Source organism: Methylomonas sp. LW13 (assembly GCF_016865255.1).
Lineage (GTDB): Bacteria > Pseudomonadota > Gammaproteobacteria > Methylococcales > Methylomonadaceae > Methylomonas.
On the sequence record NZ_CP033381.1, the window covers coordinates 1,883,191 to 1,900,122 of the forward strand.

A 16,932-nucleotide genomic window follows, 5' to 3' on the forward strand; every position below is an offset into this window, starting at 1 on the left:
TTTTGAACGACGTCGCATTACCGGTTGAAGCCGCGCTGCCGCCTCTGGCGCTGGTGCAAGGCCAGCCTTATCAGGATTTACCGGAAGATCTTTACATCCCGCCGGATGCGCTGGAAGTGTTTCTGGATGCGTTCGAAGGGCCGCTGGATTTGCTGTTGTATTTGATTCGTCGGCAGAATCTGGATATTCTCGACATCCCCATCGCGCAGATCACCCGGCAATATATCGCCTACATCGATATGATGGAAAATTTGCGTCTGGAGCTGGCCGCCGAATATCTGGTGATGGCCGCGCTGCTGGCGGAGATTAAATCGCGGATGCTGCTGCCTAGACAGCCGGAAAGCGAAGAGGAAGAAGAGGACCCCAGAGCATTTTTGATTCGCAAGCTGCAGGAATACGAAGCGATCAAAAAAGTGGCCGAAGAGATCGATCTGCTGCCCCGAAACGAGCGCGACACCTTCGAATTTGGCGTTGACACCTCGACCGTGGATGTACAGCAAATTTTGCCGGATGTGCAGCTCAAGGAACTGCTGCTGGCCTTCCAGGACATTTTGAAGCGCGCCGAGAGGCTTACCCATCATCAAATAACCAAAGAACCCCTATCAGTCCGTGAACGAATGGCAGCCATTTTGGAAAAACTTAACGGAGCAAATCAGCTCCCTTTCGCAGCGTGTTTTACCCGAAGTGAAGGAAAAAACGGAGTGGTTGTCGCGTTTCTTGCCATCCTTGAACTCTCCAAGGAACGCATCATCGACATCTTCCAATCCGAACCCTACGCCGGCATTCAGGTCAGAATCCGCCTCGATAGCGGCGCCGGCGACTGACTCACTGCTAGCCGAAACCGTCGTTGATGATGTTATTCCCACAGCCAAACCCAGAACGCCCCGCAAGCCGCGCATCAAACCCGAGCCGGTTACGATATTCGTGCCTGTCAAACGGAGGGCCGTGCGGTTTCCGGCTATCTGGACTAGCGAGCCGCGCGTTGCGGATGTTCAAGTCCCCGAACCCAGCGAGCCAGTGGTTTTGCAACAGTCCCATCGACAAGCGGTGCGCTTGTTGCCGGGTTGGCGGAGTAGTTGGCAAGCACCCGTGCCGGAGGCTGCGGCCGTTAGCGAGTCTAGGCGCGCAACCCGCTTACCGCGGCGTTGGGCCGAGATTATTCGCGCCAGTACCTACCAACCCATCGTGGTCGAACGCCACCGGCTACTGCCTGAAATAACTAAAGAGTGCGATATGAATACCAAGCGCATCGTGGAAGCCATTTTGTTTGCCGCCAATCGGCCGATGACGATCAGGCAGATTCAGGAAACCTTTCCGGAGCTGGAGCAACCCGATACCTTGTCGGTGCAAATGGCACTGGATGAAATCGCTCGCGACTACGCCGATCGCCCCATCGGCCTGCGGCAATTAGCCAGCGGTTACCGGTTTCAGGTGCGCGAAGGTCTCTCGCCTTACGTGACGCGCTTATTCGAGGAAAAGCCGGCCCGTTATTCGCGTGCACTGTTAGAAACTTTGGCCATCATCGCCTACCGCCAGCCGGTGACGCGCGGCGAAATCGAGGATATTCGCGGCGTCAGCGTCAGCAGTTCCATCATTCAAACCCTATTGGAGCGCGAGTGGATTCGCGTCATCGCCCATAAGGAAGTACCGGGCCGGCCGGCCTTGTTCGGCACCACCAAGCAATTTCTGGATTATTTCAATTTAACCTCATTGAGCGAATTACCGACCCTGGAAGAAATCGTCAATTTCGATTTCGGCAATTCGCCGCAACCGCAACCCGAGCAGGACCACAGTGAAAGACCGCAAACCGCCGAGATCCAACAACCCGTCAGCTCCGCAGGACAAACGGACCCAGAAACCGCAGCCGCGGAAACCGAGTTCGACCCACAAGCCGAAGCCGGCCTCGGCACCGAAAAGCTCACCCTCCACTAAATCCGTGCCGGCCGGCGGCGAGCGCATCCAGAAACTGCTGGCGCGAGCCGGTGTGGGTTCTCGGCGGGAAATCGAGCGCTGGATAGAGGAAGGCCGGCTGACCGTCAACGGTAATCCGGTGCAGCCGGGCTATCACTTAAAGCCTGACGATCACTTGCAAATCAACGGTCGGGTGGTGAAGTGGGAAAAATACGCTGAGCAACCGACCCGCGTATTGGTGTACCACAAACCGGTTGGCGAACTGGTCACCCGCCGTGATCCGGAAGGCCGGCCGGTAATCTTTACCCAACTGCCGCGCCTGCAGGTCGGCCGCTGGATCGCGGTTGGCCGGCTGGACATCAACACCTCCGGCTTGATTTTAGTGACTAACAACGGCGAGTTGGCCAACCGTTTGATGCACCCGTCGCGCGAAGTCGAACGCGAATACGCGGTGCGAATCTTAGGCGAAGTAGACGATGCCATGCTGGCGCGCTTGAAACAAGGTGTGGAACTGGAAGACGGCCCGGCGCATTTCGAAGACGTCAGCTTTTATGCCGGCGAAGGTGCCAATAAATGGTTTTATGCCACGGTGAAACAGGGGCGGAATCGTTTGGTACGGCGTTTATGGGAATCGCAGGGGGTTAAAGTCAGCCGCTTGATTCGGGTCCGTTACGGCGATGTCGGTTTGCCGGAACGTGTCAGGGCGCATTCGTTTTATGAGTTGGAGCCTAAGGAATTGGCGGCTTTGATGGAGTTTGTGGGGTTGTAGTCCCGTTGAATTAATCGATGCTGCAATCGGCAAGCCGTGTCCGCTGCGGCGCGATGATCTTAATAGTTCAGTGGGGTTTTGAGGTCGGATGCTCTTCGGTCAGCGTTGCGATTACCCCATTAATGATTTGGTTGATTCGAGTCTTTTCTTGTTCCGGAAGATTTTGTACTGGAGGACACGTCAGGGTCATGGTGAATACGCTTCGTTTTATGCCAATAGTGAAGTGAGAAACCTGGAATAGTTGGTCGCGTTCTTGTTTTATTAAAGGCGGGACTGGAATTATCGCCTTGCCGTCGGCAGAGTAGTTGACCGTCATCCCGTGCTTTTCCGCAGATTGTTTGACCAGATATACTCCAAATTCTTCGGGATATTCAGGACCATCTGAGTGGACTCTCGAAATTTCAAGCCTACAGATGTAATCCTCGCCAAAGGTTGCGTCGATCTGGTCGGCGGGCGTTTTTGAAATACGTACGTAGTGTGGGAGCACCACAGATACCGATTCTTGTTGGAATTTGACCTTTACGGTTGCCGGCTTATCAGGCCTGCCGAACAAGAGTTCGTCGGTATCGCTTAGGAAGTATTTGACGTTTTCGGGACTTGTGCTGACAAGTCCAGCACGCAAACTACGTTGAAAATCCAAAATTTGAGCCGCCGATCTCATAGCGGCCAATGCTCGCCTTTGCACGCTGTTCTCGGTATTGGCTAAGGTTTCGTCATGGTTGTTCTTGATGTTTCTTAGAATTTCTGCCACGAATTGGCAGTAGGCTTGGTATGGTTCGTCGCTAGCCGAATAAATTGCGGCAAAGATACCGGCTTTTTGTTTTCGTTCCGCGTGGCTCGTTGGTAGAAACACCAAATTGTCCAGCGAATTGAGATCCCAAATGAATGGTCCGCCTGGAAAAGTCAGCGACGCGGTACGGATATATCTTAGAAATTCGGCAATATCCTTGGTAGTCGCGACCTCGTGCGGGATTAGGTAATGCAATTTGCCGGACACCCATAAATCCGGATCCCAAGACCAAGCAAGCGGGTTATTTTCTGCTTGGATATTCGGAAGTGCTGCTCTTAATATCTTTTTGAGTTCTTCTAAGTCGGTTGGTGTGAGATTGACCGCTGGATAGTTAGTTGCCGTCTCAATTGTCGTAACTTTTTTCTTAAAAAAATTCTTCAACATTTTTTAGCTGTAAATGGCTTGAGATTATGCTTACACGGCATTGAATTGCGGATGGGAGCGCGGTCGGCGCTTGCAAAACGATTACCAGCAAAGTTGCTGCAAAGGTTGCTCGCAACTCACTATAGTTGGTAGTTTTTGAAAGTCAAAAACAGCGCATCCCTTGCGACGAATATAGTGTCTTGTTTTTCGGTTGATGCGCAAATCCTCACGCAATGGTCGGTTTACATAAACAATGTTTCGCTATCGCGAGGTTTATTTGAATGTCGGTTCCCGCACCGGCGGGCGGGTTACTTTTCTTTGCTTGTCCAAAGAAAAGTAACCAAAAGCCATGTAGGCCGGAATAAGCGTTAGCGTTTCCGGCAAAACGTGCAATTGCCAGAAACGCCTATCGGCTTATTCTGGCCTACAATAGGACAGTGATTTTTGTAGGAAATGTCCGCCTTGGACTAGGCTAGAAATAATCTTACACTGGGTAACTAATTGGATTATGAGCGACTATCGGCGGTTGTATGTCCCTGGCGGCTTGTATTTTTTTACGGTTGTGGCGTATCGTCGCCAACCGATTTTCGCCGATATTCAGCGGGTTGCGTTGCTTCGTCAGGCGTTTCAAGAGGTTAAATGCAAACGACCCTTCGACATAACGGCTGCCGTCATTTTGCCTGATCATTTGCATTGTCTCTGGCTACTGCCTGAGGGCGATTTCGACTATTCAACTCGGTGGCAAATGATTAAAACTGCTTTTTCTCGAAGAGTTTCGGCGAGTGTGAAAAAAGACGGTGCAAAAACCATTTGGCAACCACGTTTTTTCGAGCATTGTATCCGTGACGAATCCGACTTTAATAAGCATTTGGATTACATCCATTACAACCCCGTCAAACATGGTTTGGCCTTGTCTCCCGGTGAATGGCCACACAGTTCGTTTCAACGTTTTGTAGATGCTGGGTTTTATCCCGCCAGTTGGGGTTGTACCCTGGCTGCGGATATAACGGACTTGGGCTGCGAGTAGTCGAGTTGGGTTAAGGGATAAAAACTATTCTTTTAAAATTTGGCGCTTCAATGAAAATCCCGGGATTTAGTCGCCAAATCGCCGATCCAGCTGCTCCAGTCTTCCAGCTTGCCGGCTACCAAATGCAGCACGCCGTCTTCCTGTTGAATCGTGCCGCTCACCGACAGCAGGCGGGCTTTCAGCAAGGGTTTACGCTGGGCCAGGGCAGTGGCGGGCCAGACTACCAGATTGACTTGGCCGGTTTCATCTTCCAGGGTGACAAAAGTCACGCCGGCAGCGGTCATCGGCCGTTGCCGGCAGATCACCAGACCTGCAACCTGAGCGATGCTGCCGTTGCGGCGTTGCCATAAAGAGGCGGCGGTGGTGACGCCCCTGCGGCGCAAGCGCTCGCGCAGCAGACCCAGCGGGTGTTCGCGCAGGCTGAGCCGGGTGCTGGCGTAATCGGCCAATACTTCCTGGCCCGGTTTGGGTGTTTTTAATAGCGGTGTGGCTTCGGCGATGACAGGCACGCCAAATACCGGCGTCGCAGCTTCTACACCACCAGCCGTCCAGAAGGCCCGATGCCGGTTGCCGGCCAGGGTTTTTAACGCATCCGCTGCCGCTAGCTGTTCCAAATCTCGGCTATCCAGTCCGGCGCGCGCGGCAAGGTCAGTGACATTGGCAAATGCTTGCCGGTCGCGGGCCTGGACAATCTTGCGTGCCGCTGTTTCTGATAAACCCTTGACTTGATTAAACCCCAAGCGCAAGGCTGGGGCGGCGTTTGCGGGAAATTCCAACGAACACTCGCTGAGACTGGCCTGTACGTCCACCGGCCGTACCTCCACGCCATGGCGGCGCGCATCCTGCACCAGCTGCGACGGGCCGTAAAAGCCCATCGGCTGGCTGTTCAGCAAGGCGCAGCAAAATGCCGCCGGATGATGGCATTTCAGCCAGGCTGAGACGTAAGCCAGCAAGGCGAAGCTGGCGGAATGCGACTCCGGAAAGCCGTAATCGCCGAAGCCTTTGATTTGTTGAAAAATCCGTTGAGCGAATTCGGCGCTGTAGCCGCGCGCCCGCATGCCGTCCAGTAACTTGCGCTCGAACGGCTCCAGGCCGCCCTTGCGTTTCCAGGCAGCCATGGCTCGGCGCAGTTGGTCGGCTTCATCGGCGGTGAAGCCGGCTGCGACCATGGCTAGTTGCATGACTTGTTCCTGAAAAATCGGAATGCCCAGTGTACGTTCCAGCACGGCTTGGACTTCCGGGCTGGGGTACTCCACGGGCTCCAATCCTTTACGTCGGGCTAGGTAAGGATGCACCATTTCGCCCTGAATTGGGCCGGGGCGGACGATGGCGATTTCGATGACCAGATCGTAATAATTGGCCGGCTTCAGGCGCGGCAACATGGTCATCTGCGCTCGCGACTCGACTTGGAACACGCCGATGCTGTCGGCTTGTTGCAGCATTTGGTAAACCGCCGGGTCCTCAGCGGGAATATTGGCTAAAGTCCAGGCGATGTTGGGTGCGCCTGTTTCTTCGGTAGGGGTGATAAAAGTCGAAACAGTCCCTTCTCCCTCCGGGAGAAGATTAGGATGAGGGCGGTGGTTATGGTTTGAATATTCCCTCACCCCAGCCCTATCCCGGCGGGAGAGGGAGTTTCTGCAATTCTCTTCAACAAAGGGATATTGGTGCTGGGGCGGCCGGCAATATTGACCAAGATATTCCAGGGCTTTGCGAATCGCACTGAGCATACCCAGTGCCAGTATATCGACCTTTAATAAGCCCATCGCTTCCAGATCGTCTTTTTCCCATTGAATCACGGTGCGGTCGGCCATTGCGGCATTTTCCACCGGTACCAATCTGGACAATTCGTCGCGGGCGATGACGAAGCCGCCGACGTGTTGGGAAAGATGGCGTGGAAAACCCTTGATCTGCTGAACCAACACGGACAGACGTTGCACGACGGGGCTGTTCGGATCGAAACCGCATGCTGTTAAAGATTCCGGCATCAATTGATAGCCGTCCCAACGATCCACACTATCGGCCAGGCGTTCGACTTGCGCCAAGTTCAAACCCAGGGCCTTGCCGACATCGCGCACCGCGCTGCGACTGCGGTAGGTAATCACCGTGGCGGCCAGCGCGGCGCGATGCCGGCCGTATTTTCGATAGATATATTGAATCACTTGCTCGCGGCGTTCGTGCTCGAAATCGACATCAATGTCCGGCGGTTCGTTGCGCTCGCGAGACAAAAAGCGTTCGAATAATAGATTCATCCGGCTCGGGTCGACTTCGGTAATGCCCAAACAAAAGCACACCGCTGAATTGGCCGCCGAACCACGGCCTTGGCAGAGGATGCCTTGTGCGCGGGCATAACTGACGATGTCGTGTACGGTCAGGAAATACGGCTCGTAAGCCAGGTCGGCGATCAGGGTTAATTCGTGTTCGATTTGTTGGCGAACTTTTGCCGACAGGCCCTGCGGCCAACGTTTGCGGACGCCGATTTCGGTCAAATGCCGCAGCCAGGAGCTTGGGGTATGGCCATCCGGCACCAGTTCTTGCGGATATTCGTAGCGCAACTCGTCCAACGAAAAGTGGCAGCGCTCGGCGATAACCAGGGTTTGTTGCAGCCATTCAGACGGATACAGCTCGGTCAGTCGGGGCAGGGGGCGTAAATGCCGTTCACCGTTGGAAAACAAGGCGTAGCCCAGTTGCGACAAAGGTTGGCCGAGGCGGATCGCGGTGAGTGTGTCCTGCAAAGCCCGGCGCGAGCGGCGATGCATGTGCACGTCGTTGCAGGCGACTATCGGAATATTGAGTTGCCGGGCTACGGCTGTCGCTCGTTGGCAATGTATTTCGTCGCGGCCGGATAGAAATAGGCCGATGCCCAGCCATAAATCGTTTGCAAACAGCTGTTGCAACCAACGGCCGTCATCTGTCTGGAATTGATCGTTGGCTAACCAGATAGCCAGACAGTCTTGCGGAAAGTGTTTGGTTAAATCGGATCGGGTTAGCCGATAGTGGCCTTTTTCGGCTTGGCGGCGGGCCAGGGTGATCAACGCGGACAGGTTGCCGTAGCTGGTTCTGTCGGTTGCCAGCAAGACCAGTTTCAGGCCATCGTCCAAGGCAAATTCGCTGCCGATGATCAGTTTGATATGGTGTTTCTTAGCGGCCAGATGCGCTCTTACCACGCCGGCCATCGAGCATTCGTCGGTTAGTGCCAGCGCCTGATAACCCAGGCGGGCGGCTTCCTCGACCAGTTCTTCCGGATGCGAGGCGCCGCGCAGAAAGCTGAAGTTGGACAGGCAGTGCAATTCCGCAAAGCCTATATCTGGCGCCTTGATCTCATCCGAACAAGCCATGTAAAAACCACTGTTGTTTGGCGTTTAGATCACGATAAACCCACAGCTTTCGACCGCGTTTGTCTTGGGCGATGTAATAGTCGCGGCGGATGGGCTCGTCGTCCCACCAGCCGGACTCGATGCGTTCCGCCGACGATAGCAGGCTAAGGCCGCTTAGCCGCACCGGTTCGGGATTAGCCAGCAGCCAAAAAGGCCTGGGCGCTAAATCGGGATTGGCGGTTAGTTGGTTTGGTGCAACGGTCATGGCGCGTTCCGGGCGATGGTCGGCTTGCGCGCCGGGAAACTTTAAGGCTTGATGCCCCAGCCTGGCTTGCAATTGATCTAGAACTGCAAGCCATTCGGTGTCACTGTCCGGTTTTTCGTGGTCGTCGAACAGGCTGAAGCGTTCCGGCTGAAACGGCGCTATGGCTTCGCTCTGCAAGGTAATGGCCAGCACCGGCGCGGGTAACGGCGAGCGTTCCAGCTTTTCGTGCAACAAGCCGCACCAGTGTTTAGGGTCGCGGTTGCCGGCGCGAAAATCCAATGCCAAGCAAGTGGCAGGGCGGCCGTGATGGTGTAATTCCAGCATGATGCTTAATGCCGTGGCATCGCGGGTCTTCAAAAACGCCGTAAATTCGTCGGCCAGTTGTTCGATGGCCGGGAAGAAATGTTCGATACGTTCCAGTTCGATGGGCATCTCGCGGCTGGCCTGGAAGCGCGGCGGACGATGGAAAGCCTGCAAAATTTGAGTTTGTTGGCCGGCAAGTCTGTCCAGTTGTTGCAACAAGGCTGCACCATAGCGCTTGGCCAGGCCGTCGCGCGGCAGTCGCCACAGGTCGGTGAGTTGGCGAATACCGGTGCGCAGTAGCCGATGCAATATTTTATCCTCCAGCGCTAGCGCGGCGATGGGCTGCGGGCCCAGTGCCGAGCGCAGGGCTTGCCGGTCGATGACGATTGTTTCCTGACCAAGTTTGGTTAGCAATACGCTGGCTGTAGGCGCGGGGCTGATGGCAATCGACGGCCGATGTCCGCTGCTTTGCCATACCGTTTTTAGCTTGTCTCTTAAACTTTCCACGCCGCCGAATAACGTCAGACAGGAGCGAATTTCCAGCAGCAGGCAGTCCGGCTGATCCAGGCTGACCCATGGGCTGAAATCCAGCGCAATTTCGGCGAGTTGTTGTAATGCTAGGCGTTCGGTGAACGGGTCGCGGTTACGAATGCTCAGGCCGGGACACAATGCCAGAGCGGCGGCGGGAGTCATGCCCGGTTCGACGCCGGCTTGCCGGGCCGGCGCCGAGACCGTATGCAGGCGCGTTTGGCCTTTGTACGGCATAGCACTGGCGACGGCCTGATTTAAATCCAGATGCAGTGTAGTCAAAGCCAGGTCAGGAAAATAGGCGCATAGCCAAAGTTGGCTGTTGGCCGGATTGGGCTTTACGAGGGTGCCGATTCGGTCTGGCGGCGTTGGCGATAGCGCCCTGGCGGTGGCAGCCATGGCGGTCTTACAGCGGCAAGGTCAAAGACGCACGTTGCAAACTGCCGCGCGCCTTTAAAATCTGTAATGCCAGGCCGGTTTTCGCGGGTCTGACTTCCAAGCGCAATGCCGTGTAGCCGCTGCCGCTGCGCTGTTTGGGAAATAGCACTGCCAACGCCGAGCCGGCTTCCGCGGCCAGTTGTAAGCGGCGGATTTGATGATCACTGAGCCGGCGTGGCCAGGCCAAGGCCATGCCGCAGCGGCCGCTACGCAGCAGTTTTTCCAGACTCCAGGGAATGTCCGCTTCTTGCCGGCAATCGACTACCAGAACATAGCTTGCATCAATGCCTGCCTGTAGTAAGGCCGGTGCATAGACTTGCTGGGGCGGCGCGATCCAGGCTATCCAGCGCTTGGTTTGAGTTATGTAGGCCATGGCCGGCAGCAACAGGCTTAATTCGCCGATGCCCAAGCAGGGCGATAGAATTTCCAGTACGCCGCCCAGCGGCCAGCCGCCACCGGGCAGCAAGGCATCCAACTCGGCAAAACCGCTGGCAATTGTTCGCCAGTTTTGATTTTTCGAATGCAATCCGCGCCAAATCCCGGTCTGGGTGCGTAACAGCTGATCCAGGGGAGTTGCATTCATAGCCCGCTGCGAATCACGCCGACTACCAGGCCTTCTATTACCAAAGGTTCGCGCTGCAAATCGACTTCAATGATGGAAAAATCCGGATTGGCCGGCTCCAGAAACGCTTTAACGCCCTCCAGGCGTAGCCGCTTTACCGTGGCTTCATCGTGAATCCGCGCAACGACGATCTGGCCGTTGCGCGCTTCCGGCGTGCGTTGCACGGCTAAAAGATCGCCATCCAGAATGCCGGCATCGCGCATGCTCATGCCTTGTACCCGTAACAGATAATCGGCGCGGTTGTCGAACAACTCTGGCCCCAGGCGGCAATAGCGCTCGATATGTTCTTCGGCCAGTATCGGCTGGCCCGCCGCCACCCGGCCGACCAGCGGCAAGCCTTGTTCGGGAGCCGGCGTCGGTTTCAGTAGGCGAATACCGCGCGAGGCGGCCGGTACCAGTTCGATGGCGCCCTTACGCGCCAAAGCCTGCAAGTGGCCGCGAATACTGTTGGTGGAGCGCACACCAAAGGCAGCGGCGATTTCGGCGATAGTCGGCGGAAAGCCATCCAGCAGCAAACTGCGCTCGATGAAGTTCAGGATTTCTTGTTGGCGGTCGGTAAGTGGTTCCATGCTGTTTATATAGTTACTGCTTTTATAGGCAGTATAGTGCTGTTGGTTGGATTGACGCAAGCGGTCAGAACGGAAATAGACTCCCGCTTGCTTGGCAGCGGCGGCAGAGATAGGTTGGATTATGAAGGGATGTTAATTAGCTGAAGATATGCTCAAGCATTGGCCTAACAAGCGCTTACTTGGTACAGACCGGCAGAGCCGGAGAGTGCAGACCAAGGGCGAGTTATGGCAGGTGAAAAGGGATAGGCCGCCGGTCTCTAGCCGTTGGCGGATGGGGCGGTTAATCGGGATAAAGCTTAAGCAAGCTTCAATCCGGTTCCAACACCCGAAACAGCATTTCCTTCACGGTTTGCGGGTCGAAGGGTTTGTCGCAAATCGCCGAGACGCCGGCTTTGTGCACATTACTGAGGCGGGTTTCGTTTTCTTCGCTGGTCACCATCAAGATCGGTACGATGGAATTGCCCAAATCCTGGCGGATGGTTTTGATCAATTGTTGGCCGTCCATGATAGGCATATTGTAATCGGTGACGATCAGGTCGAAAGCGTTTTGGTCGCGAGCGAATACATCGACGCCTTCCTTACCGTCCTGGGCCTGGGTAATCTTGACGATGCCCATATTGTTCAACACGCGGCTGATGTGTTTGCGCGCTAGCGGACTGTCGTCCACCACCAACACCCGCACGTTTTCGATGTCGTAATGTTCCAGGCTGATTTCTTGCGGATCGATAAACTCGATGGTCGCCCGCAAGGCGTTTTTTAAATCGTCGTGCGCAAACGGCTTGGGCAAAATCGCTACCACGCCGGCTTGGCGGATGGTGTCTAGTACCGCAAAGCTGGATTCGCTGGAAATCAGCATGAAGGGGATATGGCTCAGGGCTTCTTCATTGCGCAGATGCTCGACCAGTTCGGTGGCCATCATATCCGGCAGATACAGGCTGCTGATAATTAAATCCGGGCGGTGATTATGCAAGCTTTCCAGCGCCGCCGCCGCGTTGGAAACGCCTTCGATTTTGGCTATGCCTTCGTCACGTAAATGCTGCATGATGACTTTTAATTGTGTGGTCGAAGGTTCAATCAGCAAAATCGATAAGTCGGCAATATCTATGGCGTGCATAAGCGTGTGGCCTGGTTAATGTTGAACGGAATTGCATCCTGCAGGCGCCGGCTGGAAAAAAAATCCCCAAGGGTAGCCGGCGAGATTAAAATTGCGCGTTGGTTTGCCGGTAAACCGGCAACATTTCACGCTTCAGGATAGACCTAAACCACCATGATTCAAGAAACCCTCGTCACTACCATCAATCTGCAGGGCGATACGCACATCGCGCCGATGGGAGTGCATGTTGAACAAGATCACTACATTATCTTGCCGTTTCGGCCCTCGACTACGCTGGATAATCTGCTGGCAACCGAAACCGCCGTCATCAATTATTGCGACGATGTGCGGATTTTTGCCGGCTGTCTGACCGGGCGTAGGGACTGGCCCTTATTGCCCGCCCAACAAGTCGCGGGGTATTATTTAGCCGATACTTTGGCGCATACCGAACTGCAATTGGTGCGAATCGAAGACGACGACACCCGGCCGAAATTGTTTTGCCGGGCCGTGCACACGGTCAACCATAAGCCATTTCAAGGCTTTAATCGGGCGCAATATTCAGTGCTGGAAGCGGCGATTTTGATCAGCCGGCTGGATAGATTGCCTGGGGAGAAAATTCAAGCCGAACTGGATTATTTGCGCATCGGCCTGGATAAAACCGCCGGTGAGCGGGAGCGTCAGGCCTGGGATTGGCTGATGGCGGCGATTGAACAACATCGCCGGGGAGTGCAAGTATGACCGCGATGTTGGCAAGCGTGAATAGTTTGGCGGAAGCGCTGTTGGTCGAAGCCGCCGCCGTCGATATTATCGATTTAAAACAACCCGCTCGCGGCGCCTTGGGTGCTCTGGATGTGGCCGAGGTTGCCGAGATTGTCCGCCGCTTGCAACCGGGCAGCTGTGTTAGTGCCACTATCGGCGATTTACCGATGCAGCCCGAACTGGTCCTGCCGGCCGTGCAAGCCATGGCGGCTACCGGCGTCAATTATGTGAAAATCGGGTTTTTTCCGGGCGGCGACTGGCTGGCGTGCGTCGAGGGTTTACAGGCGATTGCTGCGCGGGGCGTGGCCTTGGTCGCGGTATTGTTTGCCGATACCCGCCCGGATTTTGCGATGATTGATGCTTTAGCCCAGGCCGGTTTTCGCGGGGTGATGCTGGATACCGCCAATAAACAACTCGGTTCATTGACGCGGCTGATGACGTTCGACGAATTGCAACTTTTTGTCGATAGGGTCGCCAGTCTGGGCTTGCTGAGTGGCTTGGCCGGTTCCTTGCGCGCCGACGATGTAGCGAGTTTAGTGCAGTTAAGTCCGGATTATTTGGGGTTTCGCGGCGCCTTGTGTCGGGAGCATTCCCGCACCGCGCAATTGGATGTCGCGCAAATCGACAGACTTAGACAACATTGGCGCGCTTTAGCGTATTGAATGAGCCTGCTGATGAATTGACAGTACCCATCGCACTATCGATAGGACATAACAATAACACTAGCCGCTAACAGACTTAAGTCTACATAATATTGGCAGACCGGCAAACAGCAAGGGAACACTGTGGAGCAATATAGCGAACAAAACCAGGCCAGGCCTCTGCTTTGGACGGTGCTACTACTTTTACTTGCGCAGTTGCTTAGCTTGTATTTTCCGCTATCGGAATCCTTGCGGCCGTTTGTCAGCCAATCCTTAGGCGTACATACCTTGATGGAAGGTTTTTCCATCGTGATTTCCGCATTGGTTTTCGCCGTGGGTTGGAGCGTTTATCAAAAGGAAAACTCCGCCGGATTCATGATGCTGGCCTGCTGTTTCTTAGGCGTGGCGGTCCTGGATTTAATGCATACCCTGTCTTTCAGTGGCATGCCGGCCTTTATCACCGAAAGCGATCCGGAAAAAGCCATCGCTTTTTGGTTGATGGCCCGCGCGTTTGCGGCGCTAGGCTTAGTGATGGGTTTGCTGGTGCCAAGCAGGCAAATATCACCGGTATCGCGCTCATTGATGTTGAGCGGTGTGCTGCTCTATATTGTTCTGGGTTGCTGGCTGGTGTTTTTCCATCAGGACTGGTTACCGCGCACCTTTGATGCAGTTCAGGGCTTAACGTCTGTTAAAAAAGCCTGCGAATATCTATTGGCCGGCGTCTATGCTCTCAGTGCCATCGGCTATTTACTCCAAACCCGCCGTCAACATTCTTACGATCCGGCTGGTTTGGCGGCGGCTGCCGCTATCATGGCCATGAGCGAGTTGTTCGTGACCTTTTATGCCAGCGTGACCGATTTATATATTTTGCTCGGCCACATCTATAAAGTAGTCGCCTATGGCCTGATCTACCGTTCGGTATTTCTCAACAGCATCCAACTGCCTTACCAGAGGCTTTATCAAGCCCATCAGGCGCTGTCCGGTAGCGAAGCCAAATTTCACGCGATTATCGAAGAGTCGCCGATTGCTTATGTACTGCATGATAGCCAAGGCAATATCAATTATTTGAACTCGGCTTTCGTGAAAACGTTTGGGTATACGCTAAGCGATATTCCGACCTTGGCGGAATGGTGGTGGCATGCCCATCCCGATGCCGAATATCGGCAGCAGGTCATCGCTAATTGGCACAGTTATCAGCGTGTTCCGCATTCCGCGGCCGAGTCCAGCCAAACAGCGGAATTGAAAGTGTGTTGCAAGGATGGCAGGTGCCGGATGGTGTTGGTGGACATCGTCTTATTGGGCGATAGCTTGGCAGGTAATCAATTACTGATTTTGCGCGATATTTCCGAACGGTTGGAAGCGATGCACAAACTAGCCGATTCGGTAAACATGTTGCAAACCGTCATCAATACCATCCCCAGCCGCGTATTCTGGAAAGACCTGAATTACCGTTATCTGGGGGCCAACTTAGCCTTCAGTAGGGATGCCGGGCTAGATAGCCCCGCCGAATTGATCGGTAAATCCGATGAGCAATTAGTTTGGCGAGATTTAGCGCACTTATATCGAGCAGACGATAAGCAGGTAATAGAGAGTAATACGGCAAAATTGAATTACGAAGAAACGCTAATGGGGCCGGCAGGTAAAACCATGCATTTGCGAACCTCAAGAGTGCCCTTACGTAATTTGCAGCAACAGACTATTGGTGTGTTGGGTGTGTACGAGGACATTACCGCGCGGAAAAGCGCCGAAGAGGAAATGCAACTGGCGGCCTTGGTGTATTTGAACAGTAGTGAAGCAATGATGGTCACCGATGCCACGGGCACTATCATCACGGTTAATCCGGCATTTACCACGGTAACCGGATATTCGGCGGACGAAGTGATAGGCCGCGCCTTTGTCGGCGGCGCTACAGAGCCTCATGATCAGGCTTTCTACAAAACCGTCTTGCGGGTAATCAATACCAACGGTCAGTGGGCCGGCGAAATCAGCGGCCGTCGCAAGAACGGCGAGGATTGCATCCAGTGGGTAACTATCAACTCCATTCTGAATGAGAGCGGCGGTGTGCACAGGCGGGTGGCCTTGATCGCGGATATTACCGACCGGAAAAAATCCGAAGAATTGATTTGGCGGCAAGCCAATTTCGATCCGCTGACCGGTTTGCCGAATCGCAATATGTTTTTAGATCGGCTTAATCAGGAAATCAAAAAGGCTTTTCGGCATGGTCGGCATGTGGCATTGATGTTTCTGGACTTGGACCGCTTCAAGGATGTCAATGACAGCATGGGCCACTTCATGGGAGACATCTTGTTGAAGGAAGCCGCGCGGCGCATCAGCGGCTGCGTGCGCGATTGCGACAGCATTGCCAGACTGGGCGGCGATGAATTTACCGTGATTCTCGGCGAGTTGGATCAAGTGGATGGCGTCAACCGGATCGCCCGGAACATCTTGCAGGCTTTAGCGGAACCGTTTCGTTTGGGCAATGAGACGGCCTATATTTCAGGGAGTATAGGCATTGCCCTGTATCCGGACGATGCGCTGGACACCGATTCCTTATTAAAAAATGCCGATCAGGCAATGTACGCTGCCAAAAATCAGGGCCGCGACCGCTATCAATATTTCACTGCCTTGATGCAGCAGAACGCCCAACTGCGCATGCGGCTGGCCAACGATTTGCACGGCGCGCTGGCCCGTCAGCAGTTTTTACTGCATTACCAACCGATTATCGAGTTTGCCAGCGGCAGCATAGCCAAAGCCGAAGCCCTGCTGCGTTGGCTGCATCCGACGCTGGGCATGGTCAGCCCGGCCGAATTTATTCCGGTTGCCGAAGATACAGGGGTTATCGTCGATATTGGCGATTGGGTTTTTGACACTGCCGCGCACCAGGCTAAGCAGTGGCGGCAAACCTATAATCCGGATTTCCAGATCAGCGTCAACAAATCGCCCGTGCAGTTCCGCCGGCAAGCCATGGAAGCCAACCAATGGCTTGCCTTATTGCAAGAGCTGGATTTGCCGGGCCAGAGCGTGATCGTTGAAATAACCGAGGGCTTGATATTGGATGCCAGCAACAGCACGCGCGAGCAACTGTCGGCGTTTCGCGATGGCGGGATGCAGGTGGCTTTGGACGATTTCGGCACCGGGTATTCGTCTCTGGCCTATTTGAAAAAATTCGACATCGATTACATCAAGATAGACCAGGCGTTTGTCCGGAGTCTGGTGGCCGGCTCCAGCGACATGGCCTTGTGCGAAGCCATCGTGGTAATGGCGCACAAATTGGGCATTAAGGTCGTCGCCGAAGGTATAGAGACCCAGGAACAATACGATCTATTAAACCGAATGGGCTGCGATTACGGACAAGGCTATTTAATTTCCAAACCGGTCCCGGCCGACCAATTCGAACAGTTGCTCGATAAGGCTTTTACCCAAGCACCGTCCGGCGATGGACGGCATTAGCCAGAACACTGGAATGATTACCCAGCCTTTATCTATCGCCGCCCCCGTTCTTGCGGGACACGCATCCGGAAAATTTAAGGGCCTTGGTTG

13 protein-coding genes are annotated in these 16,932 nt (G+C 54.5%); 7 read left to right on the plus strand and 6 right to left on the minus strand.

What is annotated here, in order from left to right:
• Window positions 1-2 precede the first annotated feature (2 nt).
• From JL719_RS08530 to rluB, 3 genes are all read left to right on the plus strand, one after another.
• Window positions 3-824, plus strand: coding sequence for a segregation and condensation protein A (locus JL719_RS08530; RefSeq protein WP_033157441.1), 822 nt, complete (start codon window positions 3-5; stop codon window positions 822-824).
• 121 nt (window positions 825-945) lie between these two features.
• Entirely contained in the window at window positions 946-1,932 is a 987-nt protein-coding gene (gene scpB / locus JL719_RS08535; protein ID WP_308441636.1) for an SMC-Scp complex subunit ScpB, read from the plus strand.
• A gap of 4 nt (window positions 1,933-1,936) precedes the next feature.
• Window positions 1,937-2,680, plus strand: a complete 744-nt coding sequence (rluB, locus tag JL719_RS08540; RefSeq protein ID WP_165385938.1) for a 23S rRNA pseudouridine(2605) synthase RluB — start codon at window positions 1,937-1,939, stop codon at window positions 2,678-2,680.
• Between the two features lie 67 nt (window positions 2,681-2,747).
• Here the strand turns inward: rluB and JL719_RS08545 are convergent, their stop codons facing one another.
• A complete protein-coding gene (locus JL719_RS08545; protein WP_033157442.1) occupies window positions 2,748-3,854 on the minus strand; it encodes a hypothetical protein in 1,107 nt (368 codons plus the stop codon).
• Window positions 3,855-4,341: 487 nt separating this feature from the next.
• Here JL719_RS08545 and JL719_RS08550 point away from each other — a divergent pair, with 487 nt between their 5' ends.
• Window positions 4,342-4,860 carry an REP-associated tyrosine transposase gene (locus JL719_RS08550; protein WP_033157443.1) on the plus strand — a complete coding sequence of 173 codons (519 nt, stop codon included), beginning with the start codon at window positions 4,342-4,344 and terminating at the stop codon, window positions 4,858-4,860.
• A 47-nt stretch (window positions 4,861-4,907) separates the two neighbouring features.
• Here the strand turns inward: JL719_RS08550 and JL719_RS08555 are convergent, their stop codons facing one another.
• The 5 genes from JL719_RS08555 to JL719_RS08575 form a co-directional block, all read right to left on the minus strand.
• A complete protein-coding gene (locus JL719_RS08555) occupies window positions 4,908-8,195 on the minus strand; it encodes an error-prone DNA polymerase (RefSeq protein WP_033157444.1) in 3,288 nt (1,095 codons plus the stop codon).
• Complete coding sequence (locus JL719_RS08560) at window positions 8,179-9,669, minus strand: Y-family DNA polymerase (RefSeq protein ID WP_033157445.1); 1,491 nt, start codon at window positions 9,667-9,669, stop codon at window positions 8,179-8,181. Before JL719_RS08560 ends, JL719_RS08555 begins: the two co-directional genes overlap by 17 nt.
• A 7-nt stretch (window positions 9,670-9,676) precedes the next feature.
• Complete coding sequence (gene imuA, locus JL719_RS08565) at window positions 9,677-10,291, minus strand: translesion DNA synthesis-associated protein ImuA (protein ID WP_033157446.1); 615 nt, start codon at window positions 10,289-10,291, stop codon at window positions 9,677-9,679.
• Window positions 10,288-10,899, minus strand: coding sequence for a transcriptional repressor LexA (lexA, locus tag JL719_RS08570; protein WP_033157447.1), 612 nt, complete (start codon window positions 10,897-10,899; stop codon window positions 10,288-10,290). Before lexA ends, imuA begins: the two co-directional genes overlap by 4 nt.
• A 307-nt stretch (window positions 10,900-11,206) precedes the next feature.
• On the minus strand, window positions 11,207-12,013 hold the full coding sequence (locus JL719_RS08575; RefSeq protein ID WP_033157448.1) for a response regulator: 807 nt from the start codon (window positions 12,011-12,013) through the stop codon (window positions 11,207-11,209).
• Between the two features lie 153 nt (window positions 12,014-12,166).
• Between JL719_RS08575 and JL719_RS08580 the strand changes: the two genes are divergently transcribed.
• The 3 genes from JL719_RS08580 to JL719_RS08590 all read left to right on the plus strand — a co-directional run bounded on the left by JL719_RS08580 (window position 12,167) and on the right by JL719_RS08590 (window position 16,842).
• On the plus strand, window positions 12,167-12,730 hold the full coding sequence (locus JL719_RS08580; RefSeq protein ID WP_033157449.1) for a DUF447 domain-containing protein: 564 nt from the start codon (window positions 12,167-12,169) through the stop codon (window positions 12,728-12,730).
• On the plus strand, window positions 12,727-13,413 hold the full coding sequence (locus tag JL719_RS08585) for a (5-formylfuran-3-yl)methyl phosphate synthase (protein WP_033157450.1): 687 nt from the start codon (window positions 12,727-12,729) through the stop codon (window positions 13,411-13,413). The genes JL719_RS08580 and JL719_RS08585 overlap by 4 nt, the downstream gene beginning before the upstream one ends.
• 123 nt (window positions 13,414-13,536) lie before the next feature.
• Window positions 13,537-16,842 (plus strand): bifunctional diguanylate cyclase/phosphodiesterase, encoded by a 3,306-nt coding sequence (locus JL719_RS08590; protein ID WP_051670106.1) that lies wholly within the window; start codon window positions 13,537-13,539, stop codon window positions 16,840-16,842.
• The last annotated feature ends 90 nt before the right edge of the window (window positions 16,843-16,932 follow it).